13 protein-coding genes are annotated in these 16,314 nt (G+C 74.1%); 7 read left to right on the top strand and 6 right to left on the bottom strand.

Going from position 1 to position 16,314, the window contains the following annotated elements; genetic code table 11:
• Nucleotides 1–151: 151 nt before the first annotated feature.
• Entirely contained in the window at nucleotides 152–559 is a 408-nt protein-coding gene (locus ACZ45Q_RS16475) for a nitroreductase/quinone reductase family protein (RefSeq protein WP_468260993.1), read from the bottom strand.
• Nucleotides 560–674: 115 nt separating this feature from the next.
• On the opposite strand from ACZ45Q_RS16475, the gene ACZ45Q_RS16480 reads away from it, so the two are divergent.
• Nucleotides 675–1,490 (top strand): endonuclease/exonuclease/phosphatase family protein, encoded by an 816-nt coding sequence (locus ACZ45Q_RS16480; protein ID WP_468260996.1) that lies wholly within the window; start codon nucleotides 675–677, stop codon nucleotides 1,488–1,490.
• Nucleotides 1,491–1,504: 14 nt separating this feature from the next.
• Here ACZ45Q_RS16480 and ACZ45Q_RS16485 read toward each other — a convergent pair whose 3' ends face one another.
• Nucleotides 1,505–3,025, bottom strand: a complete 1,521-nt coding sequence (locus ACZ45Q_RS16485) for a CehA/McbA family metallohydrolase (RefSeq protein ID WP_468260999.1) — start codon at nucleotides 3,023–3,025, stop codon at nucleotides 1,505–1,507.
• Between the two features lie 210 nt (nucleotides 3,026–3,235).
• Between ACZ45Q_RS16485 and ACZ45Q_RS16490 the strand changes: the two genes are divergently transcribed.
• Together ACZ45Q_RS16490 and ACZ45Q_RS16495 are read left to right on the top strand one after the other, a co-directional pair.
• Nucleotides 3,236–5,842: a bifunctional FO biosynthesis protein CofGH gene (locus ACZ45Q_RS16490; protein ID WP_468261002.1), complete on the top strand. Its 2,607-nt coding sequence runs from the start codon at nucleotides 3,236–3,238 to the stop codon at nucleotides 5,840–5,842.
• An 84-nt stretch (nucleotides 5,843–5,926) separates the two neighbouring features.
• Nucleotides 5,927–6,493 carry a hypothetical protein gene (locus ACZ45Q_RS16495; protein ID WP_468261004.1) on the top strand — a complete coding sequence of 189 codons (567 nt, stop codon included), beginning with the start codon at nucleotides 5,927–5,929 and terminating at the stop codon, nucleotides 6,491–6,493.
• On the opposite strand, the gene ACZ45Q_RS16500 is transcribed toward ACZ45Q_RS16495, so the two are convergent.
• Genes ACZ45Q_RS16500 through ACZ45Q_RS16510 form a run of 3 tightly spaced genes read right to left on the bottom strand, consistent with a single transcriptional unit; the run spans nucleotide 6,477 to nucleotide 7,977 of the window.
• Complete coding sequence (locus ACZ45Q_RS16500) at nucleotides 6,477–6,974, bottom strand: DUF2165 domain-containing protein (protein ID WP_468261007.1); 498 nt, start codon at nucleotides 6,972–6,974, stop codon at nucleotides 6,477–6,479. The two genes, ACZ45Q_RS16495 and ACZ45Q_RS16500, sit on opposite strands and share 17 nt — an antisense overlap.
• Nucleotides 6,974–7,168: a DUF397 domain-containing protein gene (locus ACZ45Q_RS16505; protein ID WP_468261010.1), complete on the bottom strand. Its 195-nt coding sequence runs from the start codon at nucleotides 7,166–7,168 to the stop codon at nucleotides 6,974–6,976. The genes ACZ45Q_RS16500 and ACZ45Q_RS16505 overlap by 1 nt, the downstream gene beginning before the upstream one ends.
• Nucleotides 7,165–7,977, bottom strand: a complete 813-nt coding sequence (locus ACZ45Q_RS16510; RefSeq protein WP_468261012.1) for a helix-turn-helix domain-containing protein — start codon at nucleotides 7,975–7,977, stop codon at nucleotides 7,165–7,167. Before ACZ45Q_RS16510 ends, ACZ45Q_RS16505 begins: the two co-directional genes overlap by 4 nt.
• 114 nt (nucleotides 7,978–8,091) lie before the next feature.
• Between ACZ45Q_RS16510 and ACZ45Q_RS16515 the strand changes: the two genes are divergently transcribed.
• From ACZ45Q_RS16515 to ACZ45Q_RS16530, 4 genes are all read left to right on the top strand, one after another.
• Nucleotides 8,092–8,511, top strand: a complete 420-nt coding sequence (locus ACZ45Q_RS16515; protein WP_468261015.1) for an ATP-binding protein — start codon at nucleotides 8,092–8,094, stop codon at nucleotides 8,509–8,511.
• Nucleotides 8,512–8,710: 199 nt separating this feature from the next.
• Complete coding sequence (locus ACZ45Q_RS16520; RefSeq protein ID WP_468261017.1) at nucleotides 8,711–9,829, top strand: ADP-ribosylglycohydrolase family protein; 1,119 nt, start codon at nucleotides 8,711–8,713, stop codon at nucleotides 9,827–9,829.
• 246 nt (nucleotides 9,830–10,075) lie between these two features.
• Nucleotides 10,076–12,421, top strand: a complete 2,346-nt coding sequence (locus tag ACZ45Q_RS16525; RefSeq protein WP_468261020.1) for a protein kinase domain-containing protein — start codon at nucleotides 10,076–10,078, stop codon at nucleotides 12,419–12,421.
• Nucleotides 12,422–12,455: 34 nt separating this feature from the next.
• Complete coding sequence (locus ACZ45Q_RS16530; protein WP_468261022.1) at nucleotides 12,456–14,732, top strand: protein kinase domain-containing protein; 2,277 nt, start codon at nucleotides 12,456–12,458, stop codon at nucleotides 14,730–14,732.
• Here ACZ45Q_RS16530 and ACZ45Q_RS16535 read toward each other — a convergent pair.
• Nucleotides 14,729–16,285 (bottom strand): sodium:solute symporter family protein, encoded by a 1,557-nt coding sequence (locus ACZ45Q_RS16535; protein WP_468261025.1) that lies wholly within the window; start codon nucleotides 16,283–16,285, stop codon nucleotides 14,729–14,731. The genes ACZ45Q_RS16530 and ACZ45Q_RS16535 overlap by 4 nt on opposite strands.
• Nucleotides 16,286–16,314 lie beyond the last annotated feature (29 nt).

The following is a 16,314-nucleotide window of genomic DNA, read 5'->3' on the forward strand; positions in this document are numbered from 1 at the left end:
TAGACATCCTGAGCAACCCTGTCAGTTTGCCCTGCCCATGGCGACCACGTCAGCCGTGCGAGACGCCGATCACAGGCCGAAACGTGACGGGACACATCCCTCTCACAGGCCCTCCCCATCCGGCCGGGACGGCACCGGAAGTGACGGCACGTCAGCGAACCTCCAGATCGATCCGCACCGTCAGCAGCCCGGCCCCCATCACCCGCACCCCCGCGCTGTTCAGCCGGGGCAGCGTCCGCAGCCGGGCCACGGGGTCGTCGTCGGGCAGCAGGTGGGCCGTGCCGCGGTACCAGCGGCCCCGGACCCGCACCCGCACGCGCGGGTCGGCCTGGATGTTGCGCACGTACTGCGAGCGCCCGCCGAACTCCGACACCAGCCAGAAGGAGTCCCCGACCCGGCGCCCGCCCACGGGTGTGCGGCGGGGCAGGCCGGAGACGCGGCCTGTCGTCTCCAGGAGGGTCTGGAAGGGCAGCCGGCGCAGCACCGGGTTGCCGATCCGGCGCTGGAAGGCCGTGACGGCCCGGTACTTGCGTTCGGCGGGGGACGGCGTTCTGGACATGAGGTGTTCACGCTCCCGTCTCGTGTCGCTCCATGTTCTCCGGAAAACCTGCGGGGTAGGGCGAGCGGATACGACGAGAGAGACGACGGAGACGACAGAGACGGGTGGTGCGGGCGTGCGGGTGGTGACCTGGAACCTGTGGTGGCGGTTCGGTCCGTGGGAGGAGCGGCGCAAGGCGATCCTCGCGGTGCTGCGCGACCTGGACCCCGATGTCGTCGGGCTCCAGGAGGTGTGGGAGGCGGGCGGCGAGAACCTCGCCGGGTGGCTGGCCGACGAGCTGGGCCTGCACTGGGCCTGGGCCCCCTCGCCCGCCCCCGGGCGCTGGCAGCGGCGCATCGGCGACGACACCGTCGGCATAGGCAACGCGGTCCTCAGCCGCCGTCCGGTGCTGGAGCAGGCCGTGCTGCGCCTGCCCGCCCCCGCCGACCTGGACGACGGGCGGCTCGCCCTGTACGCCCGGCTGGACGCCCCCGGCCACCCGGTGCCGTTCTTCACCGCCCACCTGACCTCGCCCGTGCACGCCTCGGCGGTGCGCTGCGAGCAGGTCGCCGCACTCGCCCGGTTCGTCGACGCCCACCGGCACGGCACCGGCTTCCCGCCCGTCGTCACCGGCGACTTCAACGCCTGGCCCGACTCCGACGAGATGCGCCTGCTCGGCGGGTACCGCACCGCCCCCGCCGTGCCCGGCCTGGTGCTGCTCGACGCCTGGGAGTACGCCGACCCGGCCGCCCCGTCCGCGACCTGGGACCCGGCCAACCCGTACATCGCCTGCCTCGGGGAGCCGGGTGTGCGGATCGACCAGATCCGCGTCGGACCGCCCGGCCCGGCCGGCCTGGGCCGCGTCCGCGCGGTACGGCGGGCGGGCGCGGCACCCGTCGACGGGGTGTGGCCGTCGGACCACGCGGCGGTCGTCGCCGACCTGGTCCCTTAGAACCCGCGCAGGCGTCAGCGCCGGCCGAGGAAGACCGGGTTGGTGAACGCCGCCAGCGCGCCCGGCAGCGGGCCGGCCGCCGCTTCGTGGCGCACCTCCGCACGGACGTACGCCGCGTAGGAGGCGGTCGTCCGCCACTCGACGACGCCCTCGCCCGACACCGGCAGCGGGGCGCTGGTGAACAGCACGCCCTGGTCGGTGACGAAGCGGACCGTGCAGCGCGGGGCGCCCCTCACCTCCAGGCGGACGGTCACCGGGTCGTCGCCGTCCACCCGCAGCCGCTCCCCGATGCCGGCGTGCCCGCCGCGCCCGCCGGACGCGGTGAACGCCAGCGACACCCGCGCCGACTCGGCGACGTAGGACCGGCCGGCCCGGATGCCGTGCAGGATCGCCTCCCGGGTCAGGTCCTCGGCCAGGACGACGGTCTGGGGCCGCCCGACCACGTCCGGGTCCCGGTGGGCGTCGCTGCTGCCCATCGCCGGGACCCAGCCCCGCCCGTCCCGCACCGACGCGGTCAGCATCCCGTCCCAGTCGGCCAGCGCGACCTCGTCGTCGGGCGTGTACGGCCCGTTCCACACCTCCACCGCGTCGGCCTCGCCGAAGCCGAACTTCCAGTTGCAGCCGATGCAGGTGGCGTGCGGGTGGGCCGGGACCACCAGGCCGCCCGCGCGGCGGATGCGGCGGGCGAAGTGCCCGAAGCGGTTGTCGCGGGCCCGGTAGCGCCAGTCCACGAACGTGCCCGGGTCGGTGCCGAGCGCGACGACGTGCCCGTTCCTGGTGGTCACCTCCTCGCCGAGCAGCACCAGCAGGTCGTCGCCGGCGACGTCCGCCCAGTGGGCGTGGGCGGCGTGCGTGTTGTGCTCGGCGGAGTTGATGAAGTCCAGCCCGGCCGCCCGCGCCAGCGCCCCGATCTCGGCGGGGGTGCGGCGGCCGTCGGAGTACCAGGAGTGCAGGTGGCAGTCGCCCCGGTACCAGGCCCGTCCCCGTCCCGCGGCCCGCTCGGGCGGGTACGCCGGCCGGGGGGTCTCGCCGGGCTCGCCGTGCACCAGCGTGACCGTGATCTCGTACGACAGGCCCTGCGGGGCCACGGTGTACGGGCCGAGGGCGATGTGCCAGGTGCCCGGCCGCACCGGACCCGGCAGGTAGCCGGGCGTCGCGTCGTCTGCCCGGACGAAGAACTCCGAGCGGGCCCCGCCCGACCAGCCGCGGAAGCCCCGGCCGCCCAGCTCGGTGCCGCGCTCGTCGAAGAGGCCGATGTCGAGGGCGTTGCCCTGCGTGCCCGCCGGGACGGCGGGCCGGTCGTAGGTGTAGGAGACCCGGATCTCCCGCACCCCGCGCGGGACGTCGACCGGGACGTACACGAAGTCCGGTGCCCCCGGCGGCAGGGTGCCGCGCAGGGTCCTCGTCTGCCGGTCCCGGCCCTCGGCCGCCGCGAAGCTCACGCTTCCCAACGTAAGCGCGGCGGCGGCCCCCGTCACGAACAGGGCGCGTCTGCCGACTCCGGACGTGTCACCGGCGTGGTGTTCCTCGCACATGCTGCTGCTCCCAAGGCGTCGCGATGACCTGGCATGGGTGGTGCAGGGGTGGTGCGTGCAACCTTGGTATTGAGCCGTGAATCCCCGGGAAAGGCAACGGGGTTGGGCAGGCGTCCGTCCGGCGTCCGTCCGGGGCCGGACCGGGGGCCGGGCCGGGGGGGCGGGGGCGGTGCCGGGACCGGTTGATCACACCGCTCGTATGCTCGAAGGATGACGACTTCCGCGACCTCCGGAACCGGCTCCACCGGCCCCACCGGCCGCCCCACCGAGAACTCCATGCGTCGCGCCCTCAAACGCGCCCGGGACGGCGTCGCCCTCGACGTCTCCGAGGCCGCGGTGCTGCTCCAGGCCCGCGGCGAGCACCTGGACGACCTGGCCGCCTCCGCCGCCCGGGTGCGGGACGCGGGCCTGGAGGCGGCGGGCCGCCCCGGCGTCATCACCTACTCCAAGAGCGTCTTCGTGCCGCTGACCCGGCTGTGCCGGGACAAGTGCCACTACTGCACCTTCGTCACCGTGCCCGGCAAGCTGCGCCGGGCCGGGCACGGGATGTTCATGTCGCCGGACGAGGTCCTGGACATCGCCCGGCGCGGTGCCGCGCTCGGCTGCAAGGAAGCCCTGATCACCCTCGGGGACAAGCCCGAGGACCGCTGGCCCGAGGCGCGCGAGTGGCTCGACGCGCACGGCTACGACGACACCGTCGCCTACGTCCGCGCCGTCTCCGTCCGGATCCTGGAGGAGACCGGCCTGCTGCCGCATCTCAACCCGGGCGTGCTGACCTGGACGGACTTCCAGCGGCTGAAGCCGGTGGCGCCGTCGATGGGGATGATGCTGGAGACGACCGCGACCCGCCTGTGGTCCGAGCCCGGCGGCCCCCACCACGGCTCCCCGGACAAGGAACCGGCGGTGCGGCTGCGGGTCCTGGAGGACGCCGGCCGCTCGTCGGTGCCGTTCACCTCCGGGCTGCTCATCGGCATCGGCGAGACCCACGAGGAGCGCGCGGAGTCCCTGTTCGCGCTGCGGAAGGTCTCCCGCGCCTACCACGGCATCCAGGAACTGATCATCCAGAACTTCCGCGCCAAGCCGGACACCGCGATGCGCGGCATGCCGGACGCGGAGCTGGACGACCTGGTCGCCACGGTGGCCGTCGCCCGGCACATCATGGGCCCCTCGGCCTGCCTCCAGGCGCCGCCGAACCTGGTCGACGCCGAGTACGCGCGCCTGATCGGCGCCGGCATCGACGACTGGGGCGGGGTCTCCCCGCTGACCATCGACCACGTCAACCCCGAGCGCCCCTGGCCGCAGATCGAGGAACTGGCCGCCAAGTCCCGCGCCGCGGGCTTCGAGCTGCGCGAACGCCTCTGCGTCTACCCGGAGTTCGTCCGGCGCGGCGAGCCCTGGCTGGACCCGCGCCTGCGCCCGCACGTCACGGCGCTCGCCGACCCGGAGACGGGCCTCGCCCGCCCGGACGCCGTGGTCGAGGGCCGCCCCTGGCAGGAACCGGACGAGGTGTTCACCGCCACCGGCCGCACCGACCTGCACCGCACCATCGACACCGACGGCCGCACCGGCGACCGCCGCGACGACTTCGACGAGGTGTACGGCGACTGGGGCGCCCTGCGCGAGGCCGCCGCGCCCGGCATGGCACCGGAGCGCATCGACACCGACGTCCGCGCGGCGCTGGCCACGGCCGCCGACGACCCGACCAAGCTCACGGACGACGAGGCCCTCGCCCTGCTGCACGCCGACGGCCCGGCGCTGGACGCCCTGTGCAAGGTGGCGGACGACGTACGCAGGTCCGCGGTCGGCGACGACGTCACCTACATCGTCACCCGCAACATCAACTTCACCAACGTCTGCTACACGGGCTGCCGGTTCTGCGCCTTCGCCCAGCGCCGCACCGACGCCGACGCCTACACCCTCTCCCTGGAACAGGTCGCCGACCGCGCCCAGCAGGCCTGGGACGTCGGCGCGGTGGAGGTGTGCATGCAGGGCGGCATCCACCCCGACCTGCCCGGCACCGCGTACTTCGACATCGCGCGGGCGGTGAAGGAACGCGTCCCCGGCATGCACGTGCACGCCTTCTCCCCGATGGAGGTCGTCAACGGCGCCACCCGCACCAGCCTGTCGATCCGCGAGTGGCTGACCGCGGCCAAGGAAGCCGGCCTGGACTCCATCCCGGGCACGGCGGCCGAGATCCTGGACGACGAGGTCCGCTGGATCCTCACCAAGGGCAAGCTGCCGACGGCGACCTGGATCGAGGTCGTCGAGACGGCCCACGAACTGGGCATCCGCTCGTCCTCGACGATGATGTACGGCCACGTCGACCAGCCCCGGCACTGGCTCGGCCACTTCAGGACGCTGGCGTCGATCCAGCAGCGCACGGGCGGCTTCACGGAGTTCGTCACGCTCCCCTTCATCCACACCAACGCACCCGTCTACCTGGCCGGCATCGCCCGCCCCGGCCCCACGACGCGCGACAACCGCGCGGTCACCGCGATGGCCCGGCTGCTCCTCCACCCCCACATCCCCAACATCCAGACAAGCTGGGTCAAACTGGGCACGGAGGGTGCCGCGGAGATGCTCCGCTCCGGCGCCAACGACCTCGGCGGCACGCTGATGGAGGAGACGATCTCCCGCATGGCGGGCTCCTCCTACGGCTCGTACAAGTCCGTCAAGGACCTGATCGCCGTCGCCGAGGCGGCCGGCCGCCCCGCCAGGCCCCGCACCACCCTCTACGGCGAGGTCCCCGAGGAACGGCGGCGGACGGCGCAGGCGTCGGACGGCCACCTGCCGGAGCTGCTGCCGGTGCTGGACTGAGACGGGCGGGGCCCGAGACGGGCACGGCGCGCACAGTACGATGATCGGACCCCCGGTGTGTCGGGGTTCTTCGTAGCTGAGGAGATGCGTGCCGTGCCTGCCCGACTTCCCTCGTGGGCCTGGGTCTCCGGTCTGACCGTGGGGGCGATCGCGGCGGTGGCGGTCCTGGCCGTCCAGGCCGACCAGGGTCCGCGGCCGGCCCCCGCGGCGGCGGCCCGGCCGAGCGCGTCGGCGTCGGCGCAGCCCACCCCGCGGGAGTCCGCGCCGGCCGCGGTGCCGGACGGCTCCGGCACCGGACGCCGGATCGTCTACTCCCTCGCCCAGGACCGGGTGTGGCTGGTGGACGCCAGTGACGCGGCCCGGCGCAGCTTCGCCGTCTGGCCGGGCACGATCGACCCGGCGCCCGGCACCTACACGATCGGCAGCCGCCGGGAGGCGACGACGGGCTCCGACGGGGTGCAGGTCGAGCACATCGTCTACTTCGCCCTGGCCGACGGGATCTCGGTGGGCTTCTCCAACGCCGTCGACGGCTCCTCGCCCCCGCCCCCCGACCCGGGCGCCAAGACGGGCGGCATCCGGGTGCAGAAGGCGGACGGCGAGGCGCTGTGGGCGTTCGGCACGAAGGGGACGACGGTCACGGTCGTCGAGTGACCTCGCCGCCGGCGGACGGCAGGTGGTCGACGATCAGCACGACACCGCTCAGCAGGAAGATCCGCGTCGCCGCCTCCAGCCCGTTCCAGTTCTCCGACTGCCACATCGCGAACCACTCACCGCCGATCCCGATGAACCCGGCGCCGAACAGCAGCATCACCATCAGCAGCCCGTAGGTGGAGAACCGCCGGGCGCCCGGCACGTCCTTCCGCGCCCACAGCCACGTGCCGTAGAGCAGGACGAGCGCGGCCAGCGTCTCCCACACGATGATCGCGACGTACGCCGCGTCCTGGATCCACTCCGTGGTGATCGCCCGCCACATCAGGTCCTCGTCCTTGAACGTGGTGTCCATCGCGAGCACATGGCGGACGAACTGCTGGTTGGTGCCGAAGTCGGTGATGTTCCCGAAGGCGACGAGCGTCATGTAGAGGGCGACGGTGCCGGTGAGCAGGGTGGCGGCCAGCGGCAGGGGGCGCGGCATCACGGTTCCGTGGTGAGCGTGAGGAACCGGGTCCAACTGGCGGCGGTGAAGGAGAGGTGAGCGCCGTCCCGGATCTTGGAGTCGCGGACGTGGATGGTGGCGGATGGGGTGATGGGGGATATGGCGACTTCCAAGCAGGCCGAGTCGTCGTTGCCGCTGTAGCTGCTCTTGCGCCACTCCAGGCCGGGGGTCATGTCTCTTCTCCCAACACTTTCTCGATGAAGCCCCGTGACTCCCGGGGCGAGAGGGCCTGCGCCCGGATCATGCCATAGCGCATCTCCAGCACCTGGACGTCTCGAGGCTCGCTGATCACGCGGCTGAAGAGTTGGCCCTCCGAGTGCCCCAGGGTCTTGCCGTTCCGGAGTTTCAGCACCCGTAGCGGCCCCATCATTCCCGAGTGTTCCTCCCTGTCGGTCGGCATCACCTGGATCTCGACGTGGCGCAACTCCGCGATCTCCAGCAGGTGTTCGAGCTGGCGTCGAAGGACCATTCTGCCCCCGACGGGCCGCCGCAACGTCACCTCTTCCTGGACGAAGGAGAGGAACGGTGGCGGGGTCCGCTCGAAGACGTGTTGCCGTGCCAAGCGGGCGGCCACGTGACGCTCGATCTCGTCCTCGGTGTACACGGGCTGTCTCATCGCGTACAGGGCCCGCGCGTACTCCGGTGTTTGCAGCAGGCCGTCCATGTTCAGGCCGTCGTAGGCCCCCAGCTCGACGGCCTCGTCCTCCAGCTTCGCCAGGTTCCGTGCGTTCTTCGGGTACCGGGTCCTCTCCACGTCCTCCTTCATGGCGGCGAGCTTGCCTTCCGCTCCCAGCACCTCATCGGCCTTGTCGAGGAAGTCGGGCTGGGGAATCCGTCGTGCCCGTTCCACGGACGAGACCATGTCCTCGCCGTACCCGATCGCGGCGCCGAGCTCCGCCTGCCGTAGTCCGGCGGCCTCACGCCACACCTTGATCTGCCGCCCGACCGCCCTGAGTACGGCCATGGCCTCCTCGTCCTCCACCTCTCACCCCTCCTGACGTACGACCCGTACGACCACGGCGGGCGCACGGACAGTGACGCTCCGTACCGAGGTCTTCGCTGTTCAGAGTAGGGACGGATGGCCACGCTGGGTGACATGAGTCACGAATTGCTCCCCCGGATCACCACGTTCACCGTCCAGTTGTCCGCCACGCGGCGCGGCGCCCGGCTGGCGAGGCTGCTCACGGAACGCCAACTGTGCGCCTGGGGGCTGCCGTTCGAGGAGGCGGTGCAGGTGGTGGCCGAACTGGCCGCCAACGCCGTGCTGCACGGCCGCGTGCCGGGCCGCGACTTCCGGCTGGGCCTGCACCTGATGGACGCCGGGGCCCTCCGTATCGAGGTCACCGACGCCCGGGGCGACCGGGTCCCGTGTCTCCAGGACCCGGTGGAGGGGCGGGAGGGCGGCCGGGGCCTGCACATCGTCGCGGCGTACGCGGACCGCTGGGGCGTGGACCGGACACCCGCCCCCGCCAAGACGGTCTGGGCGGAACTGGCACCGGGTCGCGGCGGGGCGTGACCCGGTCGGGCGCGACGCCAGAAGACCAAAGAACCCCGGGGGCCGAGCCGGGAGTACGTCGCAGGAGGGTAGCCGGACGCGGTGGTACGGAGGTGCAGCGGCTCGCCGCGGAGCCGGCCGTCCCGTCCCCCTGAACCGACCGCGTCCGTTCGATTACAGTGCTGGCGACTGCGGACGGACGGGGCACCGGGAGGTCGGGGTGGGCGGTGGGGCAGCCGGTGCCGTCTGGGGGCGCGCCGAACAGCAGGACTTCCGCAGCCGGGTGCGCGGGACCCTGCTCGGCGTGGCCGTCGGGGACGCGTTCGGGGCGCCCCTCGCCGGGCTGGACCTGGACGCGATCCGGCAGGCGCACGGCGCCGAGGGACTGGCCGACCTCGCCTCCGCCTACGGGCGGCGCGGCGCCGTCACGCACCTCACGCAGCTCACCCTCTTCTCCGTCGACGGGCTGATCCGCGCCCAGGTGCGCCGCGACACCGGCGCCTGGCACCCGCCGACCGACCTGCACCGGGCCTACCGCCGCTGGTTCGCCACCCAGCACGACTGGGGCCCGGACGAGCGCCGCAAGGACGACGGCTGGCTGGCCCGCGAGGAGTGGCTGTACGCCCGGCGGGACCCGGCCCGGGCGTTGCTGCTCGGGCTGGGGGACGAGGTCATGGGCACGCCGGACGTGCCGAAGAACCCCGGCGAGCCCGGACCGGAGGCCGCCGCCCGGTCGGCGCCCTTCGGGCTGCTCGTCGGCTGGGAACCGCAGCTCGTCGCCCAGCTCGCCGTCGAGTGCGCGGCCCAGACCCACGGCCACCCCACGGCCGGTCTGGCGGCGGGGGCGTACGCCGTGATCGTGCACGGGCTGGCCCGGGGGGAGAGCCTCGACGGGGCCGTGCAGCGGGCCCTCGCGCTGCTCGCCGCCCGGCCCGGGCACCAGCCGGTGTCGGAGGCGTTGCAGCACGCGCTCGGTGCCGTGCGGCAGGGGCTGCCCACGCCCGACCGCGTCACCGGGCTGGTCGGCGAGGGCACCGCCGAGGGGGCCGTGGCCGCCGCCGTCTACTGCACCCTCGTCGGCGAGGACGTCCGGCACGGACTGCGCCTGGCCGTCAACCACGGCGGCCCCTCGGCCGTGACCGGAGCCCTCGCGGGCGGACTGCTCGGCGCCCTGCACGGTGAGACGGCCCTCCCGCCGGGCTGGCTGGCCGAGCTGGAGGGCCGGCCGACGATCCTGGAGCTGGCCGACGACTTCGCCATGGAGATGACCCAGGGCCCCGCCCTGCACGGCCCGACCGGGTCGTCACCGGGCTGGCTGGCCCGGTACCCGAGGGCCTAGGGCCTGTCGGACGATTCCCGCCTGCCCCGCGACCTCCGGGCCGGCGACGGGAATCTTCGGACAGGCCCCTGGCCGCGCGGGGACGCGCGCAAATGCGCACGGACGCGCGCGGACGTGTCACGCCGAAGTCCTGATGCCGTCGCGATCGTGTGATGCGGTGCGGATGTGCTGTGGACGCGTCATGCCCGGGGATGTGAAAGTGGATCACCGGCAAGGGGGGCGGCGTGAGACCGACAGGGGGGCGGCATGCTGGCTGAGCTCGACGCGGGAGCACCGCGTCAGGTGGGTCCGTACCGGATTCTCGCCCGGCTCGGCGCCGGCGGCATGGGCGAGGTGTTTCTGGGCGCTGACGTGCGCCCCGATCCGTCCGGCGCCGGGCCGCGGCTGGCCGCCGTCAAGGTGATGCGGGCCGACGTGGGCGGTGACGCCTCCTTCCGGGACCGGTTCCGCCGGGAGATCGAGACCGCGCGCACGGTCGAGGGCCGGTCCACCGCACGGCTGCTGGCCGGGGACGCGGAGGCCGGCCGGCCCTGGATGGCCACCGAGTACGTGGCCGGACCGACGCTGGAGCGCGCCGTCCGGGAGACGGGCCCGCTACCCGTCGGCACCGTGCTCCGCCTGGGGCTCGGCCTCGCCCGTGCGCTGCGCGGCATCCACCACGCCCGGGTCCGGCACCGCGACCTGAAACCGGCGAACGTCCTGCTGGCCGCCGACGGCCCCAGGGTCATCGACTTCGGCATCGCCCGCGACTTCGGCGCCAGCACGATGACGGCGACGGGCGCCATGGTCGGCTCGCCCGGCTTCATGTCGCCCGAGCATGTCCTGGGCGGCCGTCACGTCGTCGCCGCGTCCGACATCTTCTGCCTGGCCACCGTGGTGTGTTACGCGGCGACGGGCGGGACGCCCTTCGGCGACGGCCCGGTGGCCGCCGTCCTGTACCGCATCTCGCAGGCCGACGCCGATCTGAGCGCGGTGCCCGAGCGGGTGCGGGAGCTGGTCGCGGACTGTCTGGACGCCGACCCGTTCGCCCGGCCCGACGCCGTCGCCCTCGAAGCGCGCTTCCGGGCGGCGGTGGACGCGGCGGCGGGCGAGCGGGCCGACGCGGGGCCCGGCGAAAGGGCCGACGCGGCATCGGCGGCGACACCGGCGGACGGGGTCCGCTGGCCGGCGGCCGTGCAGGCCCTGGTCGAGCGGTACGAGGCGGATCTCGCACGCGTCCTGGCCCATGCGGCACCGGCGACGGGCCGGGTCCCCACGATGCCGGGCGCCGCCCCGGTCCACAGCGCCGAGACGGTCACCGGACCGGCGCCCGCACCCCCGCCGGGACCGCCACCGCGCCCGGCCCGCATGCCGAGGCGCACGGTCCTGACGGTGCTCGCCGCCGCCGTGGCGGTCGGCGTGCTCGGGGCGTTCGGGCTGCGCGCGGTGCAGGGCGACGGGGCCCCGGAGGCCGGCGGCGGGAGCCCCTCGCCCGCCGCGTCCGGCTCGGCGCCGGCCTCGGCCGAACCGGAGCGGCCCGTCGGTCTCGACGAGACGGGCGTGGACGGCGACCGGTCCTTCCCCGCCGACCCGTCGGCCCGCCCGGACGGCTGGAAGGCGTGGACCGCGAAACTGCCCGGCCGGCCCACCGGCTGCTCCCTCGGCGCCGAGGTCCTGGTGTGCCGCATGCTGGACGGCGGCATGGCCGCGGTCGGCGCCGCCGACGGCAGGCTCCGCTGGCGGGCGGCGTCCACCGCGCCCGGCTCGAAGGCGCATCAGCACCCCCTCCTGGGCCTGATACTCCCCGGCGTGGCGAAGGAGCCCGTCGTCTACGGCGACCTGGTGGTGTCCTACGCGAGCGGCAAGGTGCGGGGCAGGTCCGCAGCCGACGGCGAAGTCCGCTGGGAGGCGGACATGCCGGAGGCCGAGGGAGCCCCCAGGGCCGACGTGCTCGTGGGGGAGGGGGCCGTGTTCCTCACCGGACAGAGCAACGGCGGGGTCACCGTCCACGCCTTCGACGCGGACACCGGCGAAGCGCTGTGGAAGCGGACGGTTTCCACGCAGAGCGGCATCTCGTCGGTCGGCTCGCACCACATGGCGTGGGACGTCGCGGGCGGCCGGGTCCTGGCCAGCACCGACCGCGGACTGATCGGCTTCGAGGCACGGACCGGCAAGGCCACCCACTACGCCGACGAGGACGGCGGCGGCTGCGAAAGGGTCCGGGCGACCGGCGGCCGGGTGCTGTGCATCACCGGCGACACGACCGTGACGCTGGACGAGAAGACGCTCCGGCCGGTGGACGACGCACCGCCGCCGTCCCCCACCCCGTCGCCGGACGGCGGCCCCCTGCCGGACGAGGCGAGGTACACGGTGACCTCCACCGTCGGCGGCACACCGGTGACCGTGGACAACGAGTACCTGTACACCGAGCCGCGCGGCGGCGGCGACCGCGAGCGCCACCGCATCGAGGACGCCCCCGGGAACGCGCACCGGTTCACGGACGCGGGCTTCGCCCTCGACACGTGGGCGCCGCAGCTCATCTCGCTCGGCGGGGTGCTCTACCTCGCCTTCCACGACGGCACCGTACGGTCCCTCGAACTGCCGAGGGTTTGACCGCCCCGCCGAAGCCCCGGACTGGAGACCCGACGTGCTGCGCCCGCTCGACGCCAACGCCCCCTACGACACCGGCCCCTACCGTCTCCTCGGCGGCCTGGGCTCCGGCGGCATGGGGACGGTGCACCTCGCCCTGCCGCCCGACGGCGGCCCCGACGACCTGGTCGCCCTGAAGACGGTCCGCCGGGACCTGGAGCTGCACCCGGACTTCCGGCTGCGCTTCCGGCGGGAGGCCGAGGCCGCCGGGGCCGTGCGCAGCCCGTACGTGTCCGCGCTGGTCGCGGCCGACCCGGACGCCGAACGTCCGTGGCTGGCCACCGAGTACGTCGCCGGACCGCCCCTCGACGAGGCCGTGGACCGCGTCGGCCCGCTGCCCGCGCCGGTGGTCAGGGAACTCGGCGCCGACCTGGCCCGCGGACTGGCCGCCGTGCACGGGGCGCGGCTGGTGCACCGGGACCTGAAACCGGGCAACGTCGTCCTGGGCGCCCGCGGGCCCCGCCTCATCGACTTCGGCATCGCCCAGGCCTACGACGCCACCGCGCTGACCGCGACGGGCATCATGGTCGGCTCGCCCGGCTTCATGTCGCCCGAACACGTCGCGGGCGACCGGTCGGTGACCGCCGCGTCGGACGTGTTCTGCCTCGGCGCGGTCCTGTGCTTCGCCGCGACCGGCCGGGGTCCCTTCCACGACACCGAACTGGCCGCGATCGTCCACCGCATCGCCCAGGGCCGCCCCGACCTGACGGACGTCCCCGGCGAACTGCGCGACCTCGTCGCCCGCTGCCTCGCACCCGACCCGGCCGCCCGGCCGACGACCACCCAGCTCGTCCGGGACCTGGACCCGGCCGCCGCAAACGCCCGGCCCGGCGTGGCCCCCGCACCGCGCACCGGTGCCTTCCCCTGGCCGGACGGGGTGGCACGGCTGATCGGCGAGTACGAGACGGCGGTGGGCCGGGCCCTGCTGGCACCGCCCGCTCCGCAGCGCCCGCCCGGCCCGGCCGCCGAGACCCCGCCGCCGCACCCGGCCCCCGGGCCCGCGTCCCCGGCCACCGCCCCGCCCCGACCGCGCCGGTCCGCCCGTCTCCGCTGGGCGGCGGGGATCACGGCCGGAGTCCTGGTCGGCGTGGCCACGGCCGTGGTGCTGTCCGTACTCGACGGCGGCGGTGCCGACGGCTCGGGCGGAGGCGGGAACGGTGCCGAGGGACCGGACCGTACCGCCGGGGCGGCGCCGGGTGTGCTCGTCAGCAGCGACATCGGTGACTTCGGGCCCGACGCGCTGGACCGCTCGAAGCTGTCGGGCGACTGGTCCCCCTGGCAGGCCCGGTTCGAGAGCGACGGCGAGCCGCGCGGCTGCCTGCTCAGCGACACCACCCTGGTGTGCCGGCTGCACCAGGAGCAGGGCCGCGTCTCGCTGGAGGCGCGGAACGCCGACGACGGCGCCTTCCTGTGGCGCTACCCGGCCGACGGCACGACGGCCGGGACCGACGTGGCCGAACCGGACGTGGACGGCGCGTACGCCTACGCGTCGTCGCCGGAGCGGGACGGCATCAGCGTGCTGCGTCTGTCCGACGGCGAGCCCGCGGCCACCGTGGGCGCCGCGCAGGGGGACCCGCCGCGGAAGCTCCGCGTCGGCGGGAACCGGCTGTTCGCCGCCCACGGGGACGGCGACGGCACCCTGCTCCGCGCCTACTCCGCCACCGGCGACCGCGAGCAGCTGTGGGAACGCCGCGTCGACGGGGCGGACCCCGGCTCCCTGGAGGCCGCCGACGACCGGGTGCACCTCCACGGCCGCACCACGACCCTCGCCCTCGACCCGGCGACCGGCAGGACGCTCGCCCAGGCCTCCGAGCGGTGCGCGCCCCTGGCCGCCGACACCGCGTACGTGACCTGTCCGTCCGGGGTCCGCGACGGCCGGACGCTGAAGCCGGCCACCCCCGCCGACCTGGCCGGCCGCCCCGTGGCGGTCGGCCGCGACGGCACGCTGCTGTTCACCAGGAGGAGCACCTCGGAGGGCTTCGACGCGGAACTCGCCGCCCGTGACCTCGCCACGGGCCGGGTGCGGTGGGCGGAGCCGTGGTCGGGCGACGGCGTCGCGCGGATGGCCGGGGACAAGGTGGTCACGGCCGACGGGGACGGCGTACGGCTGCTGGAGCTGGCCGACGGCGTCGGCGGCATCCCGTCCACCTTCAGCGGCTGGCCGCAGCGGGACGGCGGGGAGGGCGGCCTGCCGCCCACCAGCGGGCTGGTGCACGGCGGGGCCCTCTTCGTCACCTTCGAGGACGGCACGGTGCTGTCCCTGCTGCTGCCCTAGGCGCGCCGGCCCGCGGGAGCGGGGACCGCCGCCGCGGCTCCCGTCGAGCCGGGGCCGTCGCCGTCGGTGTTGACGCGCTCGATGATCGCCAGCCGCTCCGGGGTGTCCTCCGGCTTCAGGTAGCCGATCAGGACGTAGAGCACCAGCGACACCGCCAGCGGGATCGACACCTGGTACTCCAGCGGTACGCCACCCTCGACGCTCCAGTGGACCGGGTAGTTGACCAGCCAGAACGCGAGCAGACCGGCGGCCCAGCTGGTGAGCGCGGCCGTCGGTCCCGAGCGGCGGAACGGGCGGAGCAGGCCGAGCATCATCGGGATGGCGATCGGGCCCATCAGACCGGCCACCCACTTGATGACGACCGTGATGATGTCCTTGAACGCGGGTGAGTTGACCTGGGTGGCCACCGCCATCGACAGGGCGAGGAAGACGACCGTCGTCAGCCGCGCCGCCAGCAGGCCGGACCGGTCGCTCCAGGCGCGGGCCCGCGCCCACAGCACCGGCGCCACGTCCCGGGTGAACACCGCGGCGATCGCGTTGGCGTCGGAGGAGCACATGGCCATGGTGTGCGAGAAGAAGCCGACGATGACCAGGCCCAGCAGGCCGTGCGGGAGGAGCTGTTCGGTCATCAGGGCGTAGGAGTCGGAGCCGTCCGCCTTCTGCGACTCCACCAGGAGCGGCGACATCCACATGGGGAAGAACAGCACCAGCGGCCAGACCAGCCACAGCACCGCCGACAGCCGCGCCGACCGCTCGGCCTCGCGCGCGGTGGGGGTGGCCATGTAGCGCTGGGCCTGGTTGAGCATGCCGCCGTTGTACTCGAAGAGCTTGATGAACAGGAAGGCGAGCAGGAACACCGTGCCGTAGGGGCCGACCAGCGGCTCGGCGTGGCCCTGGAGTTCCGGTTCGTCCCAGACGCCGAAGAAGCCGCCATGGTCGCCGAGTTCGACCAGGACGGCGAAGAACATCGCCAGCCCGGCCAGCAACTGGATGACGAACTGGCCCAGTTCGGTCAGCGCGTCCGCCCACAGGCCGCCGATCGTGCAGTAGATCCCGGTGACCACGCCGGTGATGAGGATGCCCTGGTTGAGGGAGACGCCGGTGAACACCGACAGCAGCGTGGCGATGGCCGCCCACTTCGCGCCCACGTCCACGATCTTCAGCAGCATGCCGGACCAGGCGAGCGCCTGCTGGGTGGGCAGGTCGTACCGGTTCTTCAGGTACTCCAGCGGGGAGGCCACGTGCAGCCGGGAACGCAGCCGGTTGATGCGCGGCGCGAACAGCTTCGACCCGATGGCGATGCCGAGGGCGATGGGGAACGACCAGGTGACGAACGACGTGACGCCGTAGGTGTAGGCGATGCCCGCGTACCCGGTGAACATCACCGCGCTGTAGCCCGACATGTGGTGCGAGATGCCGGACAGCCACCAGGGCATCTTGCCGCCGGCCGTGAAGAAGTCGCTGACGTCGTCGACGCGTTTGTGCGACCACAGGCCGATGGCGACCATCACGGCGAAGTAGCCGATGAGCACGGCCCAGTCGAGACTGTTCATGTGCCCCCTCCCAGGGTCCGTCATGTGAA

It is taken from the genome of Streptomyces sp. NPDC031049 (assembly GCF_055571015.1).

Bases quoted from the DNA above. Each gene is read 5' to 3' on its own strand.
- ACZ45Q_RS16475 (WP_468260993.1), bottom strand. From the start codon at position 559: ATGTCCAGAACGCCGTCCCCCGCCGAACGCAAGTACCGGGCCGTCACG.
- ACZ45Q_RS16485 (WP_468260999.1), bottom strand. From the start codon at position 3,025: ATGTGCGAGGAACACCACGCCGGTGACACGTCCGGAGTCGGCAGACGC.
- ACZ45Q_RS16490 (WP_468261002.1), top strand. From the start codon at position 3,236: ATGACGACTTCCGCGACCTCCGGAACCGGCTCCACCGGCCCCACCGGC.
- ACZ45Q_RS16495 (WP_468261004.1), top strand. From the start codon at position 5,927: ATGCGTGCCGTGCCTGCCCGACTTCCCTCGTGGGCCTGGGTCTCCGGT.
- ACZ45Q_RS16500 (WP_468261007.1), bottom strand. From the start codon at position 6,974: ATGCCGCGCCCCCTGCCGCTGGCCGCCACCCTGCTCACCGGCACCGTC.
- ACZ45Q_RS16505 (WP_468261010.1), bottom strand. From the start codon at position 7,168: ATGACCCCCGGCCTGGAGTGGCGCAAGAGCAGCTACAGCGGCAACGAC.
- ACZ45Q_RS16515 (WP_468261015.1), top strand. From the start codon at position 8,092: ATGAGTCACGAATTGCTCCCCCGGATCACCACGTTCACCGTCCAGTTG.
- ACZ45Q_RS16525 (WP_468261020.1), top strand. From the start codon at position 10,076: ATGCTGGCTGAGCTCGACGCGGGAGCACCGCGTCAGGTGGGTCCGTAC.
- ACZ45Q_RS16535 (WP_468261025.1), bottom strand. From the start codon at position 16,285: ATGAACAGTCTCGACTGGGCCGTGCTCATCGGCTACTTCGCCGTGATG.